Here is a 26,801-nt window from a genome sequence, read left to right on the forward strand (position 1 = left end):
ATGCGGTTGTTTATTGCCGAAAAACCGAGTCTGGCGCGCGCTATCGCCGATGTGCTGCCGAAGCCGCATCGCAAAGGTGACGGTTTTATTGAATGCGGAAACGGACAAGTGGTGACCTGGTGCATTGGTCACCTGCTTGAGCAGGCGCAGCCAGATGCCTACGACAGTCGCTATGCTCGCTGGAGTCTGGTCGATCTGCCGATTGTCCCGGAAAAGTGGCAACTGCAGCCGCGTCCCTCGGTGACCAAACAGCTCAATGTCATTAAGCGCTTTTTACATGAGGCCAGCGAAGTCATTCACGCAGGTGACCCCGACCGTGAAGGACAACTGCTGGTGGATGAGGTACTTGATTACCTGCAACTGGCCCCTGAAAAGCGCCAGCAGGTGCAACGCTGCCTGATTAACGACCTCAACCCGCAGGCCGTCGAGCGGGCTATTGAGCGCCTGCGCGCCAACAGTGAGTTCATTCCGCTGTGCGTGTCGGCACTGGCGCGGGCGCGGGCGGACTGGCTGTACGGTATCAATATGACGCGCGCTTACACCATTCTTGGGCGTAACGCGGGCTATCAGGGCGTACTTTCGGTCGGGCGCGTACAAACGCCGGTGCTCGGCCTGGTTGTGCGTCGCGATGAAGAGATTGAAAACTTCGTCGCCAAAGATTTCTTCGAGGTAAAAGCGCATATCGTGACGCCTGCCGATGAGCGATTTACCGCTATCTGGCAACCGAGCGAAGCGTGTGAGCCGTATCAGGATGAAGAAGGGCGCTTGCTGAATCGTACCCTGGCTGAACACGTGGTAAACCGCATTAACGGCCAGCCGGCGATAGTCACCAGTTATAACGATAAACGGGAATCAGAATCTGCGCCGCTGCCGTTTTCGCTGTCGGCGTTGCAGATTGAAGCGGCGAAACGCTTTGGCTTAAGTGCGCAAAACGTTCTGGATATCTGCCAGAAGCTGTATGAAACCCATAAGCTGATTACCTATCCGCGTTCGGATAGCCGTTATCTGCCGGAAGAACACTTTGCCGGACGTCACGCGGTGTTGAACGCGATTAGCGTTCATGCCCCCGATTTGCTCCCGCAACCAGCGGTCAATCCTGATACGCGAAACCGCTGCTGGGACGATAAAAAAGTGGATGCGCACCACGCCATCATTCCTACCGCACGCAGTTCGTCCATCAACCTGAACGATAACGAAGCGAAAATTTACAACCTGATTGCCCGTCAGTATCTGATGCAGTTCTGTGCGGACGCGGTCTTCAGGAAGTGCGTTATTGAGTTGGATATCGCCAAAGGAAAGTTTGTCGCCAAAGCGCGTTTTCTGGCGGAGGCCGGATGGCGCACGCTGCTTGGCAACAAAGAGCGCGATGAAGATAACGACGGGACGCCGCTGCCGGTGGTGGCAAAAGACGATGAGCTGCTGTGCGAAAAAGGCGAAGTGGTTGAACGTCAGACCCAGCCCCCGCGGCACTTTACTGATGCCACGCTGCTGTCAGCGATGACCGGGATTGCGCGCTTTGTGCAGGATAAAGATCTGAAAAAGATCCTGCGTGCCACGGATGGATTAGGAACGGAAGCGACGCGCGCCGGGATTATCGAGCTGCTGTTTAAACGCGGATTCCTGGTAAAAAAAGGGCGTTATATCCATTCTACCGACGCGGGAAAAGCGCTGTTTCACTCGCTGCCCGAAATGGCGACGCGTCCGGACATGACCGCGCACTGGGAATCTATCCTGACCCAAATCAGTGAAAAGCAGTGTCGTTATCAGGACTTCATGCAGCCGTTGGTGGGAACGCTGTATCAGCTTATCGATCAGGCGCGCAGCACGCCGGTACGACGCTTCCGTGGCATTGCCGCTCCGGGCGGTAGTGGTGGCGACAAGAAAAAGAGCGCGCCGCGTAAACGTACGGCGAAAAAAAGCCCGCCATCTGAAGAGGCGGGCGTGTAGTTTGCAGGCCGGATAAGGCACGTGTGCCGCATCCGGCGTACGGGATGAATTAAATCACACCCTGGCCCAACATCGCGTCGGCAACTTTCACGAATCCCGCGATGTTGGCGCCACGTACGTAGTTGGTTTGCTTGCTTTCGCCGCCATACTCGACGCAGGCATGGTGAATATCCAGCATGATGTGATGCAGACGCGCATCCACTTTCTCCGCCTTCCAGCCCAGACGAGCGGCGTTTTGCGCCATTTCCAGACCAGATGTCGCTACGCCACCGGCGTTGGCTGCTTTACCCGGTGCGAACAGGACGCCCGCTTCGAGGAACAGGTCGGTGGCTTCGATGGTGGTCGGCATGTTGGCCCCTTCGGCGACAGCTTTCACACCGTTGGCGATCAGCACGCGCGCCGCATCGACATCCAGTTCGTTCTGAGTGGCGCACGGCAGGGCGATATCAACCGGAACCGACCACGGCTGTTTGCCTTCCAGATAGGTCAGGCCAAACTCACGAGCGTAATCCGCCACGCGACCGTCACGGCTGTCTTTGATCGCGCACAGACGCGCCAGTTTTTCTTTGGTAAAGCCGCTTTCGTCAACCACGGTACCGCTGGAATCGGAGGCGGTAACGACGCGGGCGCCAAACTCCATAGCTTTTTCAATGGCGAATTGCGCCACGTTACCGGAACCAGAGACCGCTACGCGCATGCCTTCAAAGCCCAGACCATGGCGTTTCAGCATTGCTTCGGTAAAGTACACCAGGCCGTAGCCGGTGGCTTCCGGGCGAATCAGGCTGCCGCCAAAAGAGAGACCTTTACCGGTAAAGACGCAGGCGCTGTTGTTGGACAGTTTTTTCATCATCCCGGCCATAAAGCCGACTTCACGACCGCCCACCCCGATATCGCCCGCCGGAACGTCGGTATCGGGGCCTAAATGGCGGAACAGTTCGGTCATCAGCGCCTGGCAGAAGCGCATGATTTCGCCTTCGCTTTTCCCTTTCGGATCGAAATCGCTCCCGCCTTTACCACCGCCCATTGGTAACGTGGTGAGGGCGTTCTTAAACGTCTGCTCGAAGCCAAGGAATTTCAGGATCGACAGATTCACGGAAGGGTGAAAACGCATACCGCCTTTGTACGGGCCAATGGCGGAGCTGAACTGCACACGCCACGCGCGGTTAACCTGTACCTGATTGCGATCGTCCAGCCAGACTACGCGGAACTGGATCACGCGCTCCGGTTCAACCAGACGTTCCAGCAATGACATCTGACGATAACGTGGGTTTTGTTCGAGGAAGGGCCACAGTGTCGTCATTACCTCACGAACGGCTTGCGCGAACTCGGTCTGATTCGGGTCGCGCTTTTGCACATGGTTAAGGAATGACTCCAGAGAACATGTCTGATCCATAGATATAAGAACCTCTTATGTATTGATATGGTTATATTTTTGATTTTTGTGTTAAGTGTTTTGCAGTTTTTGACTATAACATCAGCAGTGTGACGGGACGCAAGAAAAAATTAACCCCGCTAAGTAAATTAATATTGCGCCGCGGGTCATAACCAAAAACGATGACGGAAGGGGCTAAAGTTTCTGCCGATTTATACCGTTATACTGAGCATAACTGTCAGTCAAAAAGGAAAGAATATGCGCCGTTTAATCGTGGCTGGAGCGTTGGCAATAATGTCCAGCGCGACGCTGGCAAATCAGCTTTATCGCCCGGACGTGCAGGTGAATGTGCCGCCGGAAGTATTCAGTTCCAGCGGTCAGCGGGCGCAACCCTGTAGTCAGTGCTGTATTTATCAGGATCAAAACTACTCAGAAGGGGCGGTGATTAAGGCGGATGGCGTTCTGTTGCAGTGCCAGCGTGATGATAAAACGATCAGCACGAATCCGCTGGTCTGGCGGCGCGTAAAAGGATAAACGCTTTTAACAACGGGATATCGGCAGGCGCCAGCGGATAACGCAGCGCCTCTTCGGGTGAACACCAGACGATATCCTGATGCTCATACGCCTTCAGTTCTCCCTGATATGACGGCACATGCCAGGCATGTAAGTGAATCAGTCGGCCTGAAACCTCGCGTTGATGGCTGGCAATGTAGCGCCCAACGACCGCCTCGATGCCCAACTCTTCACGCAGTTCACGGACCAGCGCCTCGGGCTGACTTTCGCCAGACTCAACCTTACCGCCGGCAAACTCCCACATACCTGACTGATCCGCATGCTGCGGACGTTGAGCCAGTAAAATTTTGCCATCACGTTCTATGATAGCGGCGACCACGTCGAGAGTTTTCATTATATTCATCAAGATCTAACGGCAGAAAGTGACATACTATCGTTATCTTCGTTTTATCTAAAGTATTCAGGAGCAACCGTTGAACGATCCTCAGTCGTGGGTAAAACCGTTAACGCGTATCCCTTTCAGTTTAAAACCGCTCGTTGCGACGCAGAAAAAGCATTATGGCGATGTGCTGCATCCCACGCGCTGGTGGGGGCGGATGCCATTTCTGTTCTGGCTGGTAGCGCTGTTTGTTGGATTTCTGGAGCGTAAAAAGGCGCGCTTAACGCCGGTGATGCGCGCATTGCTAATGACCCGCGTATCTCAGGTGTGCCACTGCGCTTTCTGCGTTGATGCCAACAGTTTACGGCTGGCTGAACGCTGCGGCGCGCTGGATAAAGTCTTGCAGGTTGCCAACTGGCAAGAATCGACGCTGTTCAGTGCAGAAGAGCGCGTAGCGCTGGCCTATGCGGATGCGGTGACCGCAACGCCTCCACAGGTTGACGATGCGCTGAAAGCGCAGATGAAGCAGTATTTTACCGATACCGCGATTACTGAAATGACCGCGCTGATTGCGTTTCAAAATCTCTCGGCGCGTTTTAATGCCGCACTCGATATCCCCTCCCAGGGACTGTGCGACAGTTATAAAGGACGCCCGCATGCTTGACCGTCATCTTCACCCGCGATTAAAACCGCTTTTGCATCGCTGCGTGGGGGTCATTGATAAACCCGCGATTACTCCGGACGGACTTACGCTTGTCGGTTTTGCCATTGGTGTGCTGGCGTTGCCATTTCTGGCGCTAGGCTGGTATCTGGCGGCGCTGGTGGCCATTGTGCTCAATCGGCTATTTGATGGGCTGGATGGGGCGCTGGCTCGGCGTAGAGGGCTTACCGATGCGGGAGGATTTCTCGATATCTCGCTTGATTTTCTGTTTTACGCTTTAGTGCCGTTTGGTTTTATTCTTGCCGCACCGGCGCAAAATGCCCTGGCAGGCGGCTGGCTATTGTTCGCGTTTATTGGCACCGGCAGCAGCTTTCTGGCCTTCGCCGCGCTGGCGGCTAAGCATCAGATAGATAACCCTGGCTACGCGCATAAATCGTTTTATTATCTGGGCGGACTAACCGAAGGAACCGAGACGATTATGCTGTTTGTGTTGGGATGTCTGTTCCCGGACTATTTCGCTGTGATGGCGTGGGTCTTTGGCGCGCTGTGCTGGATGACGACGTTCACCCGAATCTGGAGTGGATATCTGACGCTGAAAGCGGTTCAGCGTCAGGCGTAATGTATTGCGTTGCCGGATGCGCTTATCCGGCAATCGTGACCATTTTACTTGCTGGCGTCCGGACCCCGTTCACCGCGGGCAACCGGGTTTTTCGGATTGCTGCTCCACTCGTACCAGCCGCCGTCGTAAACAGAGACGTTTTTCCAGCCCATCGCGCGGGCATACATAAACGTTTCTGAAGCACGCCAGCCGGTGCCGCAGTAGAAAGAAACCTGCTGGTCTGGCGTGATATTCCACTGTTTCCACATGGCGGCGATGTCATCCGCGCTGCGCATGGTGCCATCCGGATTATGGAAATCTTCCATATGCGTGGAATCGCTGCCTGCGTGGCCCCAGCGTGCGCCTGCGATCTCACCTTTTGGCTTGATGTAGCTATAGCCGCTGGTAGTACCGATAAACTCCGGCCATGAACGAATGCTCACCAACGACGCATCCTGTCGATGCAGCAGGCCGCGAGCCTGTTCCATATTCAGCATCAACTGCGGCTGGGCAGGAATTTTTACGCCGAAATCAGGTTCTGGCTTCACCGTCGGCGGAGTACCACGTTCGACCGGTAAACCTGAGTCGGACCAGGTTTGCCAGCCGCCGTCGAGTAGACGAACATCTTTCACGCCTGCGTACAGCATAATTTGCGCCACGCGCGCGGCGGCATAAACATCGCGTCCATATAAAATCACCGTGGTGTCGTGGCGGATACCGTGTTTCGCCAGCATCGCTTTGAGCTGCTCGTCGGAAACTTTATTCCACAGTGGTTCGCTTTCGACTTCGTTGGTATCAATATAGCCCGCACCGGGGATATGGCTCAGCAGATACAACTTCGGCGCGCCCCAGGCGGCTTCAATCACTTTCCAGTCACCGGTCGGTTTGGCAGTCACGTCTTTACCCTGCTGCAGGTCGAGCAGCCACTGCGGGTAAACCAGTTGTTCGAAGTGCGGCAGACGTTGCAGACGGGCAGGGTCCGTAAGCGCATCGCTGAGGGTTGAGATATGGCTAAAGCCGACTTTCTGCAGGCGAGATTTGACGGCCTGCATGTCGCTATCGCTGCCATACAGCGCGACCGGCGCGTCGGTTTTCAACTGATGTGACTTAACCCAGGCGCTGAGTTGTGCATCATTCATCGTGTCGAGCCAGGCGGCAGACAGGTTCAGCGCGGAAGGTTCGTGTCCTGAAGGACCATTGAGCGACTGCGGCCAGCCGTTGTAAAAAGCGCTCTGACGGGTATCGATCGCCGCGCCCTGCTTTTGCTGTAACTGGTTGAGGGTGAGCGTTTGTGCTGTTTCAGCAGCCCAGGAAGAAGCGCAAGCGAGCCCTAAAGCCAGTGCCAGCGCGGTCATTTGAGAAACACGTTTCATCGAATAGCCCGACGTTGAAAAAAGAGGACGACATTCTGTGCCGCCAGTGAAGTAAAAACCTTGCGTTAACGCAGCATATCGCTACATTCACGCCCAGCTTTCCATCTGTAATACACGGCCTGCGGGCGGAACGTCCTGCGCGTCATGGGTAACCTGGACCACCGGTATACCCAGCTTACGGACTTCAGTGAAGACCCACTGGCGAAATGTATCGCGCAGTGACGCATCCAGCCTGCTAAAGGGTTCATCGAGTAACAGCGCCTGAGGCTGCGCCAGCAGCGCGCGAAGCAGGGCGACCCGCGAACGCTGCCCACCGGAGAGCGAAGCCGGATCGCGTGAATAAAATCCTGCCAGGTCCGCGCGCGCGAGGGCGCTTTCTACCTCATGACGCCTGGCGGGACCTTGCAGACTGGCGGGTAAGGCCAGCAGTAAATTCTGCCCAACGCTGAAATGGTCAAACAGCAGCGCATCCTGGAACAGGATGCCAATCTGGCGCTGCGCGGTAGGCAGGGTGTCAATGCGTCGTTCGTTGAGCCACAGTTCGCCTGACGCCTGAAACTGAGGAGACAGCGCTCCGATCATCCACGAAAATAGCGAAGACTTTCCGCTGCCGGAAGGCCCCATAATAGTGACAATGTCACTTTTATTTACCTGAAAATTAACGTCCTTTACCAGCGCTGTCGCGCCCTGGTACAACGAAACGTCTCGTACGGTAAGCATTAGCGGAGTCCTTGTCGAAAGCGGCCAATCCACGCAGCGAGAAACGCCGTGAGTGCGAAAACTAACAGTGGTAACAGAAGCTGCCATAATGCCTGGGTAGCCAGAATCGCGGTGCTACCACCGCTGCTTAATGCCACCGCTTCGGTGGTCAGCGTCGGATAGCGTCCGGCACCTAACCACAGCGTCGGCATATACTGGGCAATACTGACAGAGAATCCAACCGCGAAGGCAATCAGCGCCGGGCGCACTAGCAGTGGGCATTTCACCTGCCAGAATATCCGCTCCCGCGTCCAGCCCAGCGTTTGTGCAATCAAAATCAATCGCGGATCAATGCGTTGCCACGCCGGTTTGAGAACAAACAGCATCCATGGCATCACCCACAGCAGGTGGCCCCAGATAATGGTCGTCATCAGCCCATCCTGTCCGCCATATAATGCCAACAGGTACTGTCCGGTCACCAGCGGCAGCGCAGGCAAAATGAGCGGTAGCCAGACCCAGCGGTGTCCGGTTTGTGGACCCCATTCCAGCCAGGCAAACAGTATCAGCAGCGCCAGCACGCTGGAAAGGAGTCCCAGTTGCAGGCTGTTGCTGAGCGCCTCGCTGTTTAGCGAGGAATAGTTGGCGAGAAGTGCCAGCACCAGCGCACATACCATACCGCTCAGGGGTAAAAGCTGTACCAGCGGGCGTGCGGTCGTAGCGGATGGAAAACGCAGGCGTTCACCGTTGACTGCCGGAATAGTTCGTCGCCAGGCGTGCCAGAACAGATAACCCACCAGCGCGATAATAAGGAGCAACAACACCAGCAGCAGGCTGGCGAGCGCACCTTTAGCCTGCTGTTCGACATCGCCCTGACTGAGCCATTGCCAGCTCAATACGGCAAGCGTTGGCGGATTGCCGGGGCCAAGAACGATTGCCACATCCACAACGGAGAGTGACCAGGCGACAATCGCCAGCATAGCTTTGCCCAACGCCGGGGCGATAGCGGGCAGAACCAGCCACTTCAGGCATTGCAGTCGGCTGTAACCCAGCGAATCCAGCACGATAACCTGCTGCGAAAGTTGTTTTTCACTTAGCAGGGCCGAGAGGATCCATAACAAAAAGGCGCTTTCTTTCACGGCCAGCGTCACGCCAAGACCAATGCCGTACCGATCCGGCTGGGGGCTGAAAAACGCAAGCCATTGCCAGAGCAGGCCGCCTTCGGCAAAAACTAACAGCACGCTGGTGGCAAAGGCAACGTGCGGAATTGCCAGCAGCCAGGGAAGACGCGTATACAGACGTACCCAGCCAGCGCCGGGCCACAAGGCGAGGATTGCCAGCAGAGCGATGAGCAGCGCGCCGCCAGCCGCGAGGATTACGGAAACCAGCGTTGCCAGTAACGCCTGCGGGAATTGAGGATCGGTGACTAACGCCAGCCAGTGTGCGGTGTTAAGCGCCGGTGCTATCAGCGACAATGCCGCTGGCGCCAGCGGCAGATATACTGCCGCCATAATGGCCCAGAGTAGCAGTATTAATGCGTACCGTAGCGGCGTAGCCATTCTTGTTCCAGAGCGTTTACCCAGGCTGCATGCGGTTCTGGCAGTACGGCAGGGAGTCCTTGCGGGATCCGTGCCAGCAGCGCATTACGCTGTTCGACAGGTAATTTTTGTGGATCAAGCACCGAAGGATCCCCCCAGACAGTCGGGTCGGCTTTGCGCAGTTGCGCTTCGGGCGAAAGCAGGTAGTTTGCCACGACTTTCGCTCCGGCGCTGGCGCGCGCATTCGCCGGAATGGTGACAAAATGCACGTTGCCGAGCATGCCCTGTGAGAAACCAAAACTATAGCTGCTTTTGGGCAATTCGCCGCTGGCCACTTTTTGCTGTGCGTGGGCAGGGTTAAAGGTTATTGAGAAACGCAGAACGCCACTATTAAGCAGCGCATCCATTCGCGCAGGCGTGGGCGGAAAGTCTTTGCCTTCGCGCCAGAGTACATGGTGCAACGCATCAAGATAGTGCCATAACGGGGCAGTAACGTCGGCGAAGGTGGTTGCATCGGGAGCGATTTTCAACGCTTGCGGTTTGGTGGTGAGCGATATTAACAACTGCTCAAGAAACGCTGTTCCGGTAAAATCTGGCGGGCGCGGATAGGTCACGGTACCGGGGTGCGCCTGCGCGAACTCCAGAAGTGCCTGCGGGGATTGCGGCGGCTGCGCGGTGAGATCGCGCCTGGCAATAAAGGTTAGCTGGGCGCCGCCCCACGGTGATTCAGCCCCCTCCGTTGGAACGGAGAAATCTTCCGTCACCGGTTTTTGGGTATCAACATAGCGCCAGTTAGGCAGCGTTTGCGCCCACTGAGTTTGCAGCAGTCCGGCTTCTTTCAGCGTACGGAAGTTTTCGCCGTTAACCCACAGTAAATCGACAGAGCCACCGGTTTTTCGCCCGGATGTCGCTTCCGTCTGAATGCGTTTTACGGCGTCGGCAGCATCCGCCAGGCGCACGATTTTTAGGTTAATGGCGTAGTGCGTTTTCATCTCACCGCTAACCCAGTCGAGATACTGATTAACTGCATTGTCGCCACCCCAGGCGTTGAACCACACCGTCTGACCGCGGGCATCTTTTTTGATTTGCTGCCAGGTGGCGTCCTGGGCAAACGTCGCCAGCGGGCAGAGCAACAAACTCAGGCACAATAAGCAGTAACGCATAATATCTCCATTGCTAAAAATGGGGGGAAGTCTCAGGTTTTTTTCCGTTGATGCTCAAGATAAAGGCTTCTCGCCACGGATATCACTACGCTCAGGGCGAACAGAATGAACAGGCCGGTAACAAACCAAAATGTGCCGCCGGTTAACAGGCTACCCGCCCACGAATAGACGATAGTGGCAGGTAATTGTCCGATGCCGGTGGCGATGAAAAAATGGCGAAAGCGAATCGAGGTCAGGCCTGCTGCATAACTTACCGGGTCGAAGGGCACAAAAGGTAACAGGCGACAGATCAGAATTGTGTGCTTGCCATAGCGCTCGAAAAAAGCGTCCATGCTGTTCAGCACCGTTTTTCCGGTCAGTTTCTCCACCGCGCCGCGACCTAAAACGCGGGCAATAAAAAAGCACAGCGCCGCACCCACCATCGCGCTGCTCCAGGACAGTACGCCGCCCCAAAATGCGCCAAATAGCGAGGCATTGGCAAACGTAATAACAAAGGCAGGAAGGGGCGCGACGATGGCCTGCAGGATCATCAGGAAGAACGACACCACCGCGGCCTGGGTTCCGTAAGAACGAATGAAGTTCTCAACAGCATGCTGATCGAGCGTAGCAAACGCCGCCAGGCTGGCGTGGAGAAAGTCGCTCACGCCTGGTATCCACGCCCATGCGATTAGCGCGAGCAGCAGCAGAGCAAGCAAGCTTACCCGGTAATAGCGTGTCAGCCGCGGTGTATTCATTTTGAACATTTACCCGTGCACTCATGACGGGACGATGGATCGATATGCTTATACCTGGCCCAGGCTTTGGCGGCCTGAACGAGGGCGAATAACACCAGCCCCGCAATGCTGAGCGTACCGATAAATGCCCAGCTAATCCCTTCGCTGGCCAGTTCGTGCGACATCAGCGTATAAATGAAGATGCCGGGCAAGGTGGTTACCGCAGATATCACGGTAAATGACCAGAACGGAATCGCCGTCAGCCCATAAGCGTAGTTTTGAATGTTATAGGGGAACAGCGGCACGAGCCGGGTCAGGATCAGAAAGTCTACTCCGCTATGCGCAATGCCTTTTTCGATAGCCTGAAACGTCGCTGTGTGCCCAACGTATTTTTGCAGTAGATCCCGACCAAGCCAGCGAGCCAGCAAAAACGACAGCGCCGAGGCAACGGTTGCCGCCACTAACGAGATGAGCGTTCCTGTCACGGGACCAAATAGCACCCCGCCGACGATCACCAGGATACTGCCTGGGATCAGACACAGCGCAGCAACAATAAACAACAGGATATAAAGCGTATAGCCGAACATACCGCTTTGGCGGATGACGTCTCGTAAATGATGGAAATTGGTTATCAGGTCGGTCAGACCATAATGATGGAAAACTCCCGCCAGAACGCAGAACAGGACCGCGACAATCAGCAGCCGGTATTCTGCTTTATGCGAACTTCTTTTTCATGGGGGTTCTCCTGTAAAACCGAGTGCAATGCAGCATTTTCGTCAGCGAAAAGTGCGCGGGAAGATATAATAAATTCCCGGCCGTAACAATGTATTACCGTCGCTTTATTGATTTTGCACAGAATAAACAGACTCTCCAGGCCGGGCCCGGAGAGTGAAAAGACGCAGAAGGTCAGACGCGGAATTTAGCCCATACAGGCGCATGATCGGACGGTTTTTCCATGCTGCGAATTTCATAGTCGATGCCGGTTTCTTCGCAGCGCTCCGCCAGTGGGTTGCTCGCCAGCAGAAGATCGATACGCAGGCCACGGTTATCGTCAAAGCCTTTTGAGCGGTAATCAAACCACGAGAACTGGTCGTTCTTTTCAGGATAAGCGTGGCGATAGGTATCTACCAGACCCCAGCCCAGCAGGCGCTCCATCCACTCGCGCTCTTCCGGCAGGAAGGAACATTTACCGGTCCGCAGCCAGCGTTTACGGTTCTCTTCGCCGATGCCGATATCGAGGTCGGTAGGGCTGATATTCATATCGCCCATGATCAACACCGGATTGTCGCGTTTCAGTTCTGTCTCCAGATAGTTTTGTAGGTTCTGATAAAACGCGGCTTTGGCCGGGAATTTAGTTTCATGGTCACGGCTTTCGCCCTGCGGGAAATAGCCGTTGATCACCGTGATGCTGCCCAGCGGGGATGGAATTTCCGCCATGATGATACGACGCTGCGCTTCCTCGCCATCGCCCGGGAAGCCACGACGCACCGCGATTGGCGTTTCTTTCGTTAACAGCGCCACGCCGTAATGACCTTTCTGTCCATGATAAAAGACGTTGTAACCGAGCTTTGCTACCTCTTCGAGAGGGAACATATCGTCGTGGACCTTTGTCTCCTGTAAGCCAATAACATCCGGTTGGTGTTTTTCGACAATGGCTGCCAGTTGATGGGGACGGGCGCGCAGGCCGTTGATATTAAAAGAGACAAATTTCATAGTCGCTGCCACTTTGCAAGATGAATAGTGCAAGGATGGTAGCAGAATTTCCGCAGGCTGACTGCTTCTTGTCACCTGATTCCAACAATGATTGCTAATGGCGTTAACGATGGAGCAAAAACTGCACCGTTTTGGCGCGAAGCGCGTCGGAATAGGGCAATAATTCCCGATAAATTTCGTATACGATCACAATTTCAGAATTATATTTGGCGACTGAATAAAACTGCGTTTTTTCCTCTGTTTAGTCGCCGGATGCGCAAACATATTCACTTTATATGCACATATAGTGAATATCGCCACGTTGTAACCTGTTGATATTCCGTTACCAACCTCTGTTTATGCACTTTTTTCGCTGGCTGGCACGAACCCTGCAATCTACATTTACACCGCAAACACTATATTTATTAACATACAGATAACTTTTTATTTACCGTTGAGGTCGCTATGTCTCTGTCAATTACGCGTGAAAATTTTGATGAATGGATGATGCCCGTATACGCTCCGGCCCCTTTTATTCCGGTGCGTGGTGAAGGTTCACGTCTGTGGGACCAGCAGGGCAAAGAGTATATCGATTTCGCGGGAGGCATTGCGGTTAACGCGCTGGGTCACGCCCATCCGGCATTGCGCGATGCATTAAACGACCAGGCGAGCAAATTCTGGCATACGGGAAATGGCTACACCAACGAGTCGGTGCTGCGTCTGGCGAAAAAGTTAATTGACGCCACCTTCGCCGAGCGCATTTTCTTCTGTAACTCTGGCGCAGAGGCCAATGAAGCGGCACTAAAACTGGCGCGTAAATATGCTCACGATCGTTTTGGCAGCCAGAAGAGCGGCATTGTAGCGTTTAAAAATGCTTTCCATGGCCGCACGCTCTTTACCGTCAGCGCCGGAGGACAGCCTGCCTATTCACAGGATTTCGCACCGCTGCCGCCGGATATCCGTCATGCCGTATACAACGATCTCGACTCTGCCAGCCAACTGATTGATGACACCACCTGCGCGGTTATCGTGGAGCCGGTGCAGGGTGAAGGCGGCGTGGTGCCGGCAACGAATGCCTTTTTACAGGGGCTGCGTGAATTATGCGATCGCCATAATGCACTGCTGATATTTGATGAAGTTCAGACCGGCGTTGGCCGTACCGGAGAACTGTATGCCTATATGCATTATGGCGTTACGCCGGATCTACTGACGACAGCAAAAGCGTTGGGCGGTGGCTTTCCCATCGGCGCACTGCTGGCGACAGAGCATTGTGCCAGCGTGATGACGGTCGGTACGCACGGTACAACGTACGGCGGAAACCCGCTGGCCACGGCGGTGGCGGGCAAACTGCTGGAAATTGTTAACACGCCGGAAGTGCTCAACGGAGTGAAACAGCGCCACGACTGGTTTGTGGAGCGTATTAACGCCATTAACGAACGTTTTGGACTGTTTAGTGAAATTCGTGGACTCGGACTGCTGATCGGCTGCGTGCTGAACGCGGAATTTGCCGGGAAAGCGAAACTTATCTCGCAAGAAGCGGCCGTTGCCGGGGTGATGGTACTGATTGCTGGTGCTAACGTGGTGCGTTTTGCCCCTGCGTTAAACGTCAGCGAAGAAGAGGTCGCCACCGGGCTGGATCGCTTTGCGCTGGCCTGCGAACGCATTAAAGCAGGAGGTTCATCATGATGGTGATTCGTCCCATTGAACGCGCGGATATCACTGCGTTGATGCAGCTTGCCAGTAAGACCGGCGGCGGATTGACTTCGCTACCGGCGAATGAAGCTACGCTGATGGCGCGTATCGAACGTTCGCTACAAACCTGGCGCGGTGAGTTGCCAAAAAGTGAGCAGGGATATGTGTTTGTGCTAGAAGACAGCGCCAGCGGAACCGTGGCGGGGATTTGCGCCATCGAGGTGGCGGTGGGACTTAACGACCCCTGGTACAACTACCGGGTCGGTACTCTGGTGCACGCGTCGAAAGAGCTGAACGTGTACAACGCGCTGCCGACGCTGTTTCTGAGTAACGATCATACGGGCAGTAGCGAACTTTGCACTCTGTTTCTCGATCCGGACTGGCGTAAAGAGGGCAACGGTTATTTGCTGTCGAAGTCGCGTTTTATGTTTATGGCGGCCTTTCGCGATCGATTCAATGAGAAAGTCGTGGCCGAGATGCGCGGCGTGATCGATGAGCATGGCTACTCTCCGTTCTGGCAAAGCCTCGGCAAACGATTTTTCTCGATGGAGTTTAGCCGGGCGGATTTTCTCTGCGGAACCGGGCAAAAAGCATTCATTGCTGAACTGATGCCTAAGCATCCGATTTATACCCATTTCTTGTCTGATGAAGCGCAAAGCGTGATTGGTCAGGTACATCCGCAAACGGCTCCTGCTCGGGCAGTGCTGGAGAAAGAAGGGTTTCGCTACCGTAACTATGTCGATATTTTCGACGGCGGGCCGACCCTGGAATGTGATATTGACCGGGTGCGGGCTATCCGTAAAAGCCGACTGGTGGAGGTGGCTGAAGGGCAGCCTGCGCCGGGCGATTATCCAGCTTGTCTGGTTGCCAATGAAAATTATCAAAACTTCCGCGTCATGTTGGTTCGTGCCGACCCGGATACTCAGCGTCTGGTACTGACGGCGGCGCAACTGGACGCCCTGAAATGCCATGCGGGCGACCATGTACGTTTTGTGCGTCTTTGTGCAGAGGAGAAAACAGCATGACATTATGGATAAACGGCGACTGGGTGACCGGGCAGGGTGAGCGTCGGGTGAAAACCAATCCGGTAAGCGGTGATGCGCTGTGGCAGGGCAATGATGCCGATGCAACTCAGGTAGCACAGGCGTGTCGGGCCGCGCGCGCAGCCTTTACCGGTTGGGCTAAACAGCCCTTTAGCGCCCGTCAGACTATTGTTGAAAAGTTTGCTTCATTGCTGGAAAGCAATAAAGCCGAGCTGACCCAGATTATCGCCCGGGAAACCGCCAAACCTCATTGGGAAGCCGCGACTGAACTGACGGCGATGATCAATAAAATAGCTATCTCCGTGAAAGCTTATCATGCCCGTACCGGAGAGCAGCACAGCGAGTTACCGGATGGCGCGGCAACGTTGCGCCATCGCCCGCACGGCGTACTGGCGGTATTTGGCCCGTATAACTTCCCCGGCCATTTACCCAATGGTCATATTGTTCCGGCACTGCTGGCAGGCAATACGTTGATTTTCAAACCCAGCGAGCTGACGCCGTGGACCGGCGAAGCCGTGACAAAGCTGTGGGAGCTGGCGGGATTACCGCCGGGCGTGCTGAACCTGGTGCAGGGCGGACGCGAAACGGGGCAGGCGCTGAGCGCGCAGGAAGATCTTGATGGTCTGCTGTTTACTGGCAGTGCCAATACCGGTTATCAACTGCATCGACAGCTATCCGGCCAGCCGGAAAAAATCCTTGCCCTGGAAATGGGGGGCAACAACCCGCTGATTATTGAGAATCCGCAAGATATTGATGCCGCGGTGCATCTGACGATTCAATCCGCGTTTGTTACCGCCGGACAGCGTTGTACCTGCGCCCGCCGCCTGTTAGTTAAAAAAGGCGCGCAGGGGGATGCGTTCCTGGCGCGTCTGGTGGAGGTCAGCCAGCGTTTAATGCCCGGCAACTGGGATGCACAACCGCAGCCGTTTCTTGGCGGACTGATTTCCGAACAGGCCGCGCAGCACGTCTATGATGCCTGGCAGCGCCTGGAGTCATTGGGTGGCCGTACGCTGCTGGCGCCACGTCTGGTGAAAGCCGGAACGTCACTGCTGACCCCTGGTATTATCGAACTGACCGGGGCAGGAAACGTACCTGATGAAGAGGTTTTTGGTCCGCTGCTCGGCGTCTGGCGTTATGACAGCTTTGATGATGCGATTCGTATGGCGAACAACACCCGTTTTGGGCTGTCATGCGGCCTGGTGTCACCCGATCGCAGCCAGTTTGACCAATTGCTGCTGGAGGCGCGGGCTGGGATCGTCAACTGGAATAAGCCGTTAACTGGCGCGGCGAGCACAGCGCCGTTTGGCGGGGTTGGCGCGTCCGGGAACCATCGCGCGAGCGCGTGGTATGCCGCAGATTATTGCGCCTGGCCGATGGCAAGTCTGGAATCACCTGCCTTAACGCTGCCAACGGCGCTTAGCCCCGGACTGGATTTTTCTCGCGAGGACAAGCTATGAAAGCCCGTGAGGTAAATTTTGATGGTCTGGTGGGACTGACCCACCATTATGCGGGGCTGTCATTTGGTAATGAGGCCTCAACCAAACATCGTTTTCAGGTGTCGAACCCGCGTCTGGCGGCGAAACAGGGTCTGCTAAAGATGAAAGCGCTGGCGGATGCGGGATTTCCCCAGGCGGTGATCCCTCCCCACGAACGGCCTTATATTCCGGTATTGCGTCAGTTGGGGTTTCACGGCAGTGACGAACAGGTGCTGGAGAAGGTGGCGCGTCAGGCGCCTCACTGGCTTTCCTGCGCCAGCTCCGCATCGCCTATGTGGGTAGCGAATGCGGCAACGGTCTGCCCTTCGGCAGATTCGCTGGACGGGAAAGTACATCTGACAGTGGCGAATCTGAATAATAAGTTCCACCGTTCGCTGGAAGCGCCAACTACCGAAGCATTGTTACGGGCAATTTTCCGCGATGAGCATAGCTTTGCGGTCCACGGCGCGTTGCCTCAGGTTGCGCTTTTCGGTGATGAAGGGGCGGCAAACCATAACCGCCTCGGTGGAGATTACGGTGACCCTGGCGTACAGCTATTCGTTTACGGTCGTGAAGAAGGGAATGCCTCCCAGCCGAAGCGCTATCCGGCGAGGCAATCCCGTGAGGCCAGCGAAGCGGTCGCACGACTGAATCAGGTTAACCCGCATCAGCGCATTTTTGCCCAGCAAAACCCGGACGTCATCGATCTTGGCGTGTTTCATAACGATGTGATTGCGGTATCGAATCGTCAGGTGCTGTTTTGTCATCAACAGGCATTTGTCAGACAGCAGGCGTTGTTAGAGCAGTTACGCAGCCAGGTGGCTGGATTTACTCCGCTGGAAGTCCCGACTGCGGAAGTGTCGGTGCAGGATGCGGTCACTACCTATCTGTTTAACAGTCAGTTACTCAGCCGGGATGACGGTTCGATGATGTTGGTCCTGCCGCAGGAATGTCGGGAGCATGCGTGCGTGTGGCGGTATTTGAACCGTCTGCTCGAGGAAGACAATCCGATCGATGACCTGCGGGTATTCGATCTTCGCGAAAGTATGTCCAACGGCGGTGGTCCGGCATGTTTGCGCCTGAGAGTGGTGCTTACCCCACAAGAGCTGCAGGTGGTGAACCCGGCGGTTATCATGAACGACACGCTGTTTAACACGTTGAATAACTGGGTTGACCGTTACTACCGCGATCGTCTTACCGCCGCGGATCTTGCCGACCCGCAGCTGTTGCGCGAGGGGCGTGAAGCGCTGGATACGCTGACGCAATTGCTCAATCTCGGCTCTGTGTATCCTTTCCAGCAGGAGAGGACCAGTCATGGATAATTTTCTGACCCAAACGCTTAACGGGAAAATCCCCGAGCAAATCCAGGGCACAGCACATGGTTTTACCTGGCAGTGGGTGGGGCGCGGGATTCTGGAACTGACGCCGAATGCACCCGTTGAACAGTCTCTGGTGCTGTCTGCGGGGATCCATGGCAATGAAACGGCCCCGGTAGAGATTCTCGAATCATTGCTTTCCAGGCTGTTTAGCGGCGAGCTGGCACTGACATGGCGACTGCTGGTGATTCTGGGAAACCCGCAGGCGCTGGCAGCGGGAAAACGTTATTGCCATAGTGACCTGAACCGGATGTTTGGCGGTCGTTGGCAGATTTTTGCCGCGAGTGAAGAAACGTACCGCGCCCACGAGCTTGAGCTGTGTCTGGAGGATTTCTATTCGCGGGCAAAAGAGCCAGTACGCTGGCATCTGGATCTGCACACCGCGATCCGCGGGTCACAGCATCTGCGCTTTGGCGTGTTGCCACAACGCAACGTTGCCTGGGACGAAGATTTTCTGGGATGGCTGGGTGATGCAGGGTTGGAGGCGCTGGTTTTCCATCAGACACCTGGCGGCACGTTTACCCATTTTAGCGCCGAACATTTTGGCGCGCTGGCCTGTACGCTGGAGCTGGGTAAAGCGCTACCGTTTGGACAAAACGATCTGGCCCAGTTTTCGCAGACGTCAGATGCGCTGGCGAAGCTGCTGCGGGGCGAGCGAATGGCTTGCGGAGAAACATCCCCGCTGCGTTACCGCGTGGTGTCGCAAATTACGCGGCGTAGTGATGATTTCATTCTCCATATGGATAACCAGACGCTCAACTTTACCCCTTTTAAAGAGGGAACTTTGCTTGCGCAGGACGGGGATGAACGTTTTATCGTCACCCATGATGTTGAATACGTTCTCTTTCCGAACCCTAACGTGGCCTGTGGCTTACGTGCCGGATTGATGCTGGAAAAATTGTGACGAATATATTTGCCCTGCAGGTTTATCCTTAAGGGCATATTTTGCGTGCTGTTTTTATTTATTACAGATTATTCCTGGTGAATTGCTTTCTTAATAATCAGGGTTCAGGTATAGTTCTTCATAATCCCTTCAAAATCATCCTGTTGTAATTTTTCATTGCAACTCTGCGCAATTAATTCTTTTTTTCTCCATAATTGATGAAAGTTTGTTTTTTACACTTTCACTGTTTTACCGTTGCTCTGATTAATTGACGCTTAAGCCGGTAAAGTTAATCTCGTCAACACGACATCACATTGCATAAGAGTCGCATGAGTGTCGTAAAAATAACTGAAAGAAAGGATAGAAATTATGCGTAAACTGACTGCTCTGTTTGTTGCCTCTACCCTGGCGCTGGGCGCTGCTAACCTGGCACACGCCGCTGACACGACAACAGCTGCGCCAGCGGATGCCAAACCGATGATGCACCACAACGGCAAATTCGCCCCGCATCATGACATGATGTTCAAAGACCTGAACCTGACCGACGCACAGAAACAGCAGATTCGCGAAATCATGAAAGGTCAGCGCGATCAGATGAAACGTCCACCGCTGGAAGAGCGCCGCGCAATGCACGACATCATTGCCAGCGATAGCTTCGATAAAGCAAAAGCAGAAGCGCAAATTGCGAAGATGGAAGAACAGCGCAAAGCCAATATGCTGGCGCATATGGAAACCCAGAACAAGATTTACAACATCCTGACGCCGGAACAGAAAAAGCAGTTTAATGCCAATTTTGAGAAGCGTCTGACAGAACGTGCAGCGCAGAAAGGTAAAATGCCGCAAGCTGCTGAGTAATCGTTCAGCGTCTACACTAAATCATTCACGCTGTGTGTGCTGATTGCCGCGCAGTGTGAAACCAAACTCAAGACCGCCGCTCTTGTCCACAACACGTTTAACGAGGTGGGCAGGATCGGCGGTTTTTTCTTTACCGCCTCTTGCACCGCGCTTGTGACGCGTTATTCTCCTGAAGCCCGCGAAAATTCCACCTGGAAGGCGCTAATTTTTTTGCAAAACACCGGGTTCATCGCTAAGGCAAATCAACTCTGCTGCCGATAACAATAATCTGCAGGGTGAACAAAACAATGATGATTTATGGCTGCCTGTTATGGCGGGCTGCCGTGCTGCGCCTTTCTGGAGGGATGATGGAATACTTTGATATCCGCAAAATGCCGGTCAATCTGTGGCGAAATGGTGCGGGAGAAACGCGTGAAATTTGCTGTTTTCCACCAGCAACACGAGATTTTCACTGGCGGGCGAGTATCGCCTCCATCGCAGCAAACGGTGAGTTTTCTCTTTTTCCCGGTGTAGAACGCGTGATTACCCTGCTGGAAGGCGGAGAAGTGACCCTGGAAGAGTCGAACACCTTCACGCATACCCTGAAACAGCATCAGCCTTTTACCTTTGCCGGTGACAAGGTGGTAAAAGCGAAGCTGACGGAAGGGCAGATGTCGATGGATTTTAATATCATGACCCGACGGGATGTCTGCCAGGCGAAAGTCAGGGTGGCCGATCGCACCTTTACGACCTTTGGTTCGCGCGGCGGTGTGGTGTTCGTTATCAGCGGCGCCTGGCAACTGGGCGATAAGCTGTTGACGGCCGATCAGGGTGCAAGCTGGCACGACGGTAAACACACATTACGACTGCTGGAGCGTGAGGGGAAACTGCTGTTTAGTGAGATTAACTGGATGCCGGGGCATTCTCCGGACGCAGTTCAATAATGTCATATTGACCAGACAGAACAGGCCGGCAGAGAATTTTATAGCCATCATGGTCAAAGCCGGCCGGCATACGCGCCAGTGTTGCCGCTTCATCCAGCGTAGAAACGGCCCCCAGCCACAGCCAGTTATTGATGATATGGTACTGCGTCATTTCAGCGCGCGTTTCCTGCAGCGCAATGGCATTGCTCCATGGCCAGCAGATCACGCGCACTCTTTCCAGTGCTTCTACCAGACGCAAATGATGCGCTTCAGGGCTTTCCTTCCCACAGCAGGCTCCGGCACAGCGTTTAAGCGCGGAGCGAAAACAGGCGCGCCCGCGACTCAGGGGTTCCAGACCCAACAGGCCGTAGCACAGCTTTTGTTCATCGGCGAGACTTTGCAGCGTCTGTAGCGCCGCGCGGCGATTAGCAAACAGACCAAACAGATTGGGGGCGTGGGAGAAATCAATATCTCGTGCGTAGACAACCTGAACAGTCCGCTCGGTAAGCTGCAAGGCACAAAGTTGACGATTGCGTCGCAGTCGTTTGTTAAACAACGGCTGCTGTTCTTTGATAAGCCGTGCTTCCAGCAGCAGGGCGCCAATTTCTCCGGCCGTACAAATCCAGCTAATGCGTTTGGCCTGACGTAGCATGGCCGCTTCATCTGCGGTACGTAAATGCGCCAGCACGCGGCTGCGAATATTGACGCTTTTACCAATATAAAGCGGCATGGTGTCGCTATCACTGTGAAACAGATAGACGCCGGGCGCGGTGGGAAGCTCACTCAAAAATGGGCGCAGGTGTTCGGGATATTCATAGATTGCCGCTGCCTCAAATGACAGGCGAGGGGCTGATTGACGCTGTACCACTGTTCACTCCGGATGCTGGTTATTCATCCAGTGTAGCAGCTTGAAGGCGATTAAAAAAGCGGCATGAGGTCAGCAGGCTAATGCCGGATTTCGTCAATACTGGCGCTATCCGGCATTATGAAGAGAAAAGGGTTACGCTTTTTTCCAGAAATCATCAAACACGGTGATCGGTGGACGGCGTTTGTGCTCAGTTTTTACGTACCAGCCTTCAATCTTTTTCGCGACGTCGGCAGCCAGTGCTTTTCCTTCCAGATAATCGTCGATGTTGTCGTAGGTGACGCCCAAAGCGGCTTCATCTGGCAGAGAAGGACGATCGTCTTCAAGATCGGCGGTTGGCGCTTTCTTATATAAATGCTCCGGGCAGCCCAGCGCCGCAAGCAACTGTTTACCCTGGCGTTTGTTCAGACGGAATAGAGGGTTAATGTCGGTGCCGCCATCGCCGTATTTAGTGAAAAATCCGGTGATGGCTTCCGCTGCATGATCGGTACCCACGACAACGCCGCTGGTCATGCCGGCGATGCTGTATTGTGCCTTCATGCGCTCACGGGCTTTTTCATTGCCACGCACAAAATCGCTCAGCTCAATACCCGCCTCACGCAGGGCCTGCTCGCTGGCCAGCACCGCGCCCTTGATATTAACAGTGAGCACGCGGTCCGGTTGAATGAAGGCGATGGCGTCCTGACAGTCCTGTTCATCAGCCTGAACGCCATACGGTAGGCGCACGGCAATAAACTGCAACGCGTCATTCCCCGTTTCGTTGCGAAGCTCGGATATCGCCATTTGACACAGTTTTCCAGCGAGCGTCGAGTCTTGTCCGCCGCTAATTCCCAACACCAGCGATTTCAGAAAGGGGTAGGCCTGCAGATAGGATTTCAGGAAATCCACGCTGCGGCGAATTTCTTCTTCTGCATTGATGTGCGGTTTTGCGCCAAGCGCCTGAATTATCTCTTGCTGCAGAGTCATTTAACCCCCTCCTAAAATAAAAATGATCAAAAAAATGATGTGTTAAAGCTAACGCGTTGAGGCCCAAACGACAAGGGATCCGAGCCTGATATCGCAGTATTTTGTTTTAATATACCCGTCATACTTCAAGTTGCATGTGCGTTGGCTGCGCTCGTTCTCCCCGGTCACTTACTTTAGTAAGCTCCTGGGGATTCACTCCCTTGCCGCCTTCCTGCAACTCGAATTATTTAGGGTATAGAATTTTCCGAAACTACCTAAGTATCATCTGATTGCTTGAAAAATGCGTTGTTGTGCTCCAGGCTTATATAACACGCTGAAATAAAAGAGGACGGAATATGAACAAGAATCTAACAGGAATTCTGAGCGCAGCGGCTGTTTTGACTATGCTGGCAGGGTGTACGGCCTACGACCGTACCAAAGACCAATTTGTTCAGCCCGTGGTGAAAGATGTGAAGAAAGGGATGAGCCGGGCGCAGGTGGCGCAGATTGCCGGTAAACCTTCTTCTGAAGTCAGTATGATCCATGCACGTGGGACATGCCAGACCTACATCCTGGGTCAACGAGATGGTAAAGCTGAAACCTATTTTGTTGCTCTGGACGACACCGGACACGTGATTAACTCCGGTTATCAGACCTGTGCAGAGTACGACACCGACCCGCAGGCGGCGAAGAAGTAACAACTGTTTATTGCCTGAGCACACAGAAGAACCGGCCATCGCGCCGGTTTTTTTGTGCCACACGATCTTATTTATTGCCGCGAATTATTTGCCCGAAATGTGAGGGGGGTCATAACGATAGGTCAAGGAGAGACAATTTAGTTGGTCAAGGAAATACCATCCATCGGTGCAATCCCGTATACTCGTTTCAGCCACCTAAAAAAGTAATTTAGCTGACGCAAGTTACCCAGAGCATGGATGCAGGTTATGGCTTGCGGAGTGTCTGGTTGACAGATAATCGCATATGAGGATCGTTTTAATGGAAAAGAAACACATTTATCTGTTTTGTTCTGCGGGCATGTCGACTTCATTGTTGGTTTCGAAGATGCGTGCTCAGGCCGAAAAATACGAAGTACCGGTTATTATTGAAGCGTTTCCTGAGACGCTGGCCGGAGAAAAAGGTCCTGCGGCCGATGTCGTATTATTAGGTCCACAAATTGCTTATATGTTGCCCGAAATTCAGCGCTTGTTACCCAACAAGCCTGTGGAAGTGATTGACTCGCTGCTGTATGGCAAAGTCGATGGTTTAGGCGTGCTTAAGGCTGCAGTTGCAGCAATTAAAAAAGCCGCAGCAAATTAATTATTTTATTTTAATTTTTCCCGTCAAAGAGTTATTTCATTAACATTCACCGTAATTATCAATTGCGGTATTTAAGGGTATTTTTCTATGAGTAACGCTATTGCTTCACTTGAAAAGGTACTCCTTCCTTTTGCTGTAAAAATTGGAAAGCAGCCACACGTTAATGCAATCAAAAACGGCTTTATTCGTTTAATGCCGTTAACCCTCGCAGGGGCCATGTTTGTATTAATCAATAACGTTTTCCTGAGCTTTGGGGAGGGGTCGTTTTTTTATTCAATGGGTATTCGACTTGATGCCTCAACTATTGAAACGCTGAATAGTTTGAAAGGCATTGGTGGAAACGTCTATAACGGTACGCTGGGTATCATGTCCTTGATGGCGCCGTTCTTTATTGGCATGGCGCTGGCAGAAGAACGCAAAGTCGACTCACTGGCAGCCGGGCTGTTATCCGTCGCCGCGTTTATGACCGTAACGCCATATAGCGTGGGTGAAGCCTATGCCGTTGGCGCAAACTGGCTCGGCGGTGCCAATATTATTTCCGGTATTATTATCGGCCTCGCGGTCGCGGAAATGTTTACCTTTGTGGTCCGTCGCAATTGGGTTATTAAATTACCTGATAGCGTACCGACATCCGTATCGCGTTCTTTCTCTGCACTGATTCCTGGCTTCCTTATCCTCTCCATTATGGGGATCATCGCCTGGGCGTTGAACACCTGGGGTACGAACTTCCACCAGATCATCATGGATTCCATTTCAACTCCGCTGGCGTCATTGGGCAGCGTGGTGGGCTGGGCCTACGTGATTTTTGTTCCACTGCTGTGGTTCTTCGGTATTCACGGTTCTCTGGCGCTGACCGCGCTGGACAGCGGAATCATGACGCCATGGGCGCTGGAAAACATCTCCATCTACCAACAGTTTGGTTCCGTAGACGCCGCGCTGGAAGCCGGTAAGACGTTCCACGTCTGGGCGAAACCGATGCTCGACTCCTACATCTTCCTTGGAGGGAGCGGGGCAACGCTGGGTCTGATTATCGCTATCTTCCTGGCATCGCGTCGTCCTGACTATCGTCAGGTTGCTAAACTGGCGCTGCCATCAGGTCTGTTCCAGATTAACGAACCTATCCTGTTCGGTCTGCCGATCATCATGAACCCGGTGATGTTTATCCCATTCATTCTGGTTCAGCCGATTCTGGCGGCGATTACGCTGGCAGCTTATTACTCAGGCATTATTCCACCGATTACCAACATTGCACCGTGGACTATGCCAACCGGTTTGGGCGCGTTCTTTAACACCAACGGTAGCGTCGCTGCTCTGCTGGTCGCACTGTTCAACCTCGGTATTGCAACGCTGGTTTACCTGCCATTCGTGGTGGTAGCCAATAAAGCGCAGAACGTTATTGATCAAGAAGAAAGCGAAGAAGATATCGCTAACGCATTGAAATTCTAAATTTAATCCGGCATGGCTTCACGGTCATGCCGGACTGAACCAGAGGAAAAAAGTATGTTGGATATCGAAAACATCGTCGACACGCAGTCAGAAGCAGAAGAACTTGAAGAAGTGGTGATGGGCCTCATCATCAATTCCGGTCAGGCGCGTAGCCTGGCGTACGGCGCGCTCAAAATGGCCAAGCAAGGTGATTTCGAGTCGGCTAAGGCCATGATGGACCAGTCTCGCCTGGCGCTGAACGAAGCGCACCTCGTGCAAACGAAACTGATTGAAGGCGATCAGGGCGAAGGTAAAATGAAAGTTAGTCTGGTGCTGGTCCACGCGCAGGACCACCTGATGACATCAATGCTGGCGCGTGAGCTGGTGACTGAACTGATTGAGCTTCACGAAAAGCTGAAATAGCGAGGAGTGCATAATGCAGCTACAGATTAACGCACCGGAAATCAAGACCGTCTATGAGCAGCAGCTATTTAATGGCAAAAATTTCCATGTGTTCATCTATAACAAAACTGAGAGCATCAGCGGGCTGCATCAGCATGACTACTATGAATTCACCCTGGTGTTAACCGGGCGCTATTATCAGGAAATCAACGGCAAACGCGTACTGCTCGAACGTGGAGACTTTGTCTTTATCCCGTTGGGATCGCACCACCAAAGTTTTTATGATTTTGGTGCAACAAGGATCCTTAACGTCGGCATCAGTAAACGTTTTTTTGAACAGCACTATCATCCGCTGCTGCCATTTTGTTTTGTTGCATCGCAGGTCTATCACGCGAATAACGCGTTTCTTACCTATATTGAAACGGTTATTGCATCACTGAACTTTCGTGAGAGCGGACTCGATGAATTTGTAGAAGTGGTCACCTTCTATATTATTAATCGGTTACGCCATCATCGCGAAGAGCAGGTGTTAGATGATATTCCGCAGTGGCTCAAAATAACCGTCGAGACCATGCACGACAAACGGCAGTTTAGCGAGAATGCGCTGGAAAATATGGTACACCTGTCCGCGAAATCCCAGGAGTATCTGACCCGCGCGACCCAGCGTTATTACAGCAAAACGCCGATGCAGATCATCAATGAAATCCGCATTAACTTTGCTAAAAAACAGCTGGAAATGACTAACTACTCTGTAACGGATATTGCTTATGAGTCTGGCTACAGTAGTCCAAGCCTGTTTATTAAAACGTTTAAAAAGCTGACGTCATTTACACCTAATAGCTATCGTAAGAAATTAACTGAGTTTAATCAGTAGATATTATTTGCCAATAACCCATTTTTTATAGCTTGCCCAAAATAGCGTCGGGACAGCCACGCTATACCTGACAAACGGGTTGAGCATAATACACGTCAGTGT

General features: G+C 53.5%; 27 protein-coding genes. 16 read left to right on the top strand and 11 right to left on the bottom strand.

The features are described from left to right. Positions 1 to 1,947, top strand: a complete 1,947-nt coding sequence (gene topB, locus WHR59_RS10525) for a DNA topoisomerase III (protein WP_043016627.1) — start codon at positions 1 to 3, stop codon at positions 1,945 to 1,947. Between the two features lie 49 nt (positions 1,948 to 1,996). Here the strand turns inward: topB and gdhA are convergent, their stop codons facing one another. After that, positions 1,997 to 3,340, bottom strand: coding sequence for an NADP-specific glutamate dehydrogenase (gene gdhA, locus WHR59_RS10530; protein WP_003832501.1), 1,344 nt, complete (start codon positions 3,338 to 3,340; stop codon positions 1,997 to 1,999). A gap of 237 nt (positions 3,341 to 3,577) precedes the next feature. Here gdhA and WHR59_RS10535 point away from each other — a divergent pair, with 237 nt between their 5' ends. Next, positions 3,578 to 3,853, top strand: a complete 276-nt coding sequence (locus WHR59_RS10535) for a YnjH family protein (RefSeq protein WP_043016626.1) — start codon at positions 3,578 to 3,580, stop codon at positions 3,851 to 3,853. On the opposite strand, the gene WHR59_RS10540 is transcribed toward WHR59_RS10535, so the two are convergent. Continuing rightward, a complete protein-coding gene (locus WHR59_RS10540; protein WP_047411768.1) occupies positions 3,813 to 4,226 on the bottom strand; it encodes a pyrimidine (deoxy)nucleoside triphosphate diphosphatase in 414 nt (137 codons plus the stop codon). The genes WHR59_RS10535 and WHR59_RS10540 overlap by 41 nt on opposite strands. Before the next feature lie 79 nt (positions 4,227 to 4,305). Between WHR59_RS10540 and WHR59_RS10545 the strand changes: the two genes are divergently transcribed. Together WHR59_RS10545 and WHR59_RS10550 are read left to right on the top strand one after the other, a co-directional pair. Beyond that, on the top strand, positions 4,306 to 4,875 hold the full coding sequence (locus WHR59_RS10545) for a carboxymuconolactone decarboxylase family protein (RefSeq protein ID WP_043016624.1): 570 nt from the start codon (positions 4,306 to 4,308) through the stop codon (positions 4,873 to 4,875). Continuing rightward, positions 4,868 to 5,491 (top strand): CDP-alcohol phosphatidyltransferase family protein, encoded by a 624-nt coding sequence (locus tag WHR59_RS10550; protein WP_181231344.1) that lies wholly within the window; start codon positions 4,868 to 4,870, stop codon positions 5,489 to 5,491. The genes WHR59_RS10545 and WHR59_RS10550 overlap by 8 nt, the downstream gene beginning before the upstream one ends. Positions 5,492 to 5,535: 44 nt before the next feature. Here WHR59_RS10550 and WHR59_RS10555 read toward each other — a convergent pair whose 3' ends face one another. The 7 genes from WHR59_RS10555 to xthA all read right to left on the bottom strand — a co-directional run bounded on the left by WHR59_RS10555 (position 5,536) and on the right by xthA (position 12,666). Continuing rightward, the gene (locus WHR59_RS10555) at positions 5,536 to 6,843 is read right to left on the bottom strand and encodes a sulfurtransferase (protein ID WP_181231345.1); all 1,308 of its coding nucleotides are present in this window, start codon (positions 6,841 to 6,843) and stop codon (positions 5,536 to 5,538) included. Positions 6,844 to 6,930: 87 nt separating this feature from the next. Continuing rightward, positions 6,931 to 7,563: an ATP-binding cassette domain-containing protein gene (locus tag WHR59_RS10560; RefSeq protein WP_043016621.1), complete on the bottom strand. Its 633-nt coding sequence runs from the start codon at positions 7,561 to 7,563 to the stop codon at positions 6,931 to 6,933. After that, the gene (locus tag WHR59_RS10565; RefSeq protein WP_338843973.1) at positions 7,563 to 9,098 is read right to left on the bottom strand and encodes a thiamine ABC transporter permease; all 1,536 of its coding nucleotides are present in this window, start codon (positions 9,096 to 9,098) and stop codon (positions 7,563 to 7,565) included. Before WHR59_RS10565 ends, WHR59_RS10560 begins: the two co-directional genes overlap by 1 nt. Further along, positions 9,071 to 10,240 carry an ABC transporter substrate-binding protein gene (locus WHR59_RS10570; protein ID WP_338843974.1) on the bottom strand — a complete coding sequence of 390 codons (1,170 nt, stop codon included), beginning with the start codon at positions 10,238 to 10,240 and terminating at the stop codon, positions 9,071 to 9,073. Before WHR59_RS10570 ends, WHR59_RS10565 begins: the two co-directional genes overlap by 28 nt. A 32-nt stretch (positions 10,241 to 10,272) precedes the next feature. After that, a complete protein-coding gene (locus WHR59_RS10575) occupies positions 10,273 to 10,983 on the bottom strand; it encodes a TVP38/TMEM64 family protein (RefSeq protein ID WP_075146054.1) in 711 nt (236 codons plus the stop codon). Next, positions 10,971 to 11,636, bottom strand: coding sequence for a TVP38/TMEM64 family protein (locus WHR59_RS10580; protein WP_338844073.1), 666 nt, complete (start codon positions 11,634 to 11,636; stop codon positions 10,971 to 10,973). The genes WHR59_RS10575 and WHR59_RS10580 overlap by 13 nt, the downstream gene beginning before the upstream one ends. Before the next feature lie 223 nt (positions 11,637 to 11,859). Then, the gene (gene xthA, locus WHR59_RS10585; RefSeq protein WP_043016615.1) at positions 11,860 to 12,666 is read right to left on the bottom strand and encodes an exodeoxyribonuclease III; all 807 of its coding nucleotides are present in this window, start codon (positions 12,664 to 12,666) and stop codon (positions 11,860 to 11,862) included. A gap of 444 nt (positions 12,667 to 13,110) precedes the next feature. On the opposite strand from xthA, the gene WHR59_RS10590 reads away from it, so the two are divergent. The 7 genes from WHR59_RS10590 to ves all read left to right on the top strand — a co-directional run bounded on the left by WHR59_RS10590 (position 13,111) and on the right by ves (position 20,892). Beyond that, entirely contained in the window at positions 13,111 to 14,331 is a 1,221-nt protein-coding gene (locus WHR59_RS10590; RefSeq protein ID WP_338843975.1) for a succinylornithine/acetylornithine transaminase, read from the top strand. Beyond that, positions 14,328 to 15,362, top strand: a complete 1,035-nt coding sequence (gene astA / locus WHR59_RS10595; protein ID WP_043016613.1) for an arginine N-succinyltransferase — start codon at positions 14,328 to 14,330, stop codon at positions 15,360 to 15,362. Before WHR59_RS10590 ends, astA begins: the two co-directional genes overlap by 4 nt. Then, positions 15,359 to 16,837, top strand: a complete 1,479-nt coding sequence (gene astD / locus WHR59_RS10600) for a succinylglutamate-semialdehyde dehydrogenase (RefSeq protein ID WP_213732369.1) — start codon at positions 15,359 to 15,361, stop codon at positions 16,835 to 16,837. The genes astA and astD overlap by 4 nt, the downstream gene beginning before the upstream one ends. Continuing rightward, entirely contained in the window at positions 16,834 to 18,177 is a 1,344-nt protein-coding gene (gene astB / locus WHR59_RS10605) for an N-succinylarginine dihydrolase (RefSeq protein WP_338843977.1), read from the top strand. The genes astD and astB overlap by 4 nt, the downstream gene beginning before the upstream one ends. Beyond that, a complete protein-coding gene (gene astE / locus WHR59_RS10610) occupies positions 18,170 to 19,135 on the top strand; it encodes a succinylglutamate desuccinylase (RefSeq protein WP_080625082.1) in 966 nt (321 codons plus the stop codon). The genes astB and astE overlap by 8 nt, the downstream gene beginning before the upstream one ends. Before the next feature lie 348 nt (positions 19,136 to 19,483). Further along, positions 19,484 to 19,969, top strand: a complete 486-nt coding sequence (gene spy / locus WHR59_RS10615; RefSeq protein ID WP_003030629.1) for an ATP-independent periplasmic protein-refolding chaperone Spy — start codon at positions 19,484 to 19,486, stop codon at positions 19,967 to 19,969. Between the two features lie 347 nt (positions 19,970 to 20,316). Next, positions 20,317 to 20,892: an environmental stress-induced protein Ves gene (ves, locus tag WHR59_RS10620; protein WP_003030626.1), complete on the top strand. Its 576-nt coding sequence runs from the start codon at positions 20,317 to 20,319 to the stop codon at positions 20,890 to 20,892. Here ves and cho read toward each other — a convergent pair. Continuing rightward, on the bottom strand, positions 20,852 to 21,739 hold the full coding sequence (cho, locus tag WHR59_RS10625) for an excinuclease Cho (protein WP_075146060.1): 888 nt from the start codon (positions 21,737 to 21,739) through the stop codon (positions 20,852 to 20,854). The genes ves and cho overlap by 41 nt on opposite strands. Before the next feature lie 132 nt (positions 21,740 to 21,871). Continuing rightward, entirely contained in the window at positions 21,872 to 22,702 is an 831-nt protein-coding gene (gene nadE, locus WHR59_RS10630; RefSeq protein WP_075146061.1) for an ammonia-dependent NAD(+) synthetase, read from the bottom strand. Positions 22,703 to 23,037: 335 nt separating this feature from the next. Between nadE and osmE the strand changes: the two genes are divergently transcribed. The 5 genes from osmE to chbR all read left to right on the top strand — a co-directional run bounded on the left by osmE (position 23,038) and on the right by chbR (position 26,699). Continuing rightward, a complete protein-coding gene (gene osmE / locus WHR59_RS10635) occupies positions 23,038 to 23,379 on the top strand; it encodes an osmotically-inducible lipoprotein OsmE (RefSeq protein WP_003030621.1) in 342 nt (113 codons plus the stop codon). Positions 23,380 to 23,677: 298 nt separating this feature from the next. Continuing rightward, positions 23,678 to 23,998: a PTS N,N'-diacetylchitobiose transporter subunit IIB gene (chbB, locus tag WHR59_RS10640; RefSeq protein ID WP_003030620.1), complete on the top strand. Its 321-nt coding sequence runs from the start codon at positions 23,678 to 23,680 to the stop codon at positions 23,996 to 23,998. Positions 23,999 to 24,085: 87 nt separating this feature from the next. Then, positions 24,086 to 25,444 (top strand): PTS N,N'-diacetylchitobiose transporter subunit IIC, encoded by a 1,359-nt coding sequence (gene chbC, locus WHR59_RS10645; RefSeq protein WP_003030619.1) that lies wholly within the window; start codon positions 24,086 to 24,088, stop codon positions 25,442 to 25,444. A 54-nt stretch (positions 25,445 to 25,498) separates the two neighbouring features. Then, the gene (chbA, locus tag WHR59_RS10650) at positions 25,499 to 25,846 is read left to right on the top strand and encodes a PTS N,N'-diacetylchitobiose transporter subunit IIA (protein ID WP_003030618.1); all 348 of its coding nucleotides are present in this window, start codon (positions 25,499 to 25,501) and stop codon (positions 25,844 to 25,846) included. Between the two features lie 10 nt (positions 25,847 to 25,856). Further along, positions 25,857 to 26,699, top strand: a complete 843-nt coding sequence (gene chbR, locus WHR59_RS10655; RefSeq protein ID WP_087050652.1) for a transcriptional regulator ChbR — start codon at positions 25,857 to 25,859, stop codon at positions 26,697 to 26,699. The last annotated feature ends 102 nt before the right edge of the window (positions 26,700 to 26,801 follow it).

The organism is Citrobacter europaeus, from assembly GCF_037482245.1.
GTDB lineage: Bacteria > Pseudomonadota > Gammaproteobacteria > Enterobacterales > Enterobacteriaceae > Citrobacter > Citrobacter europaeus.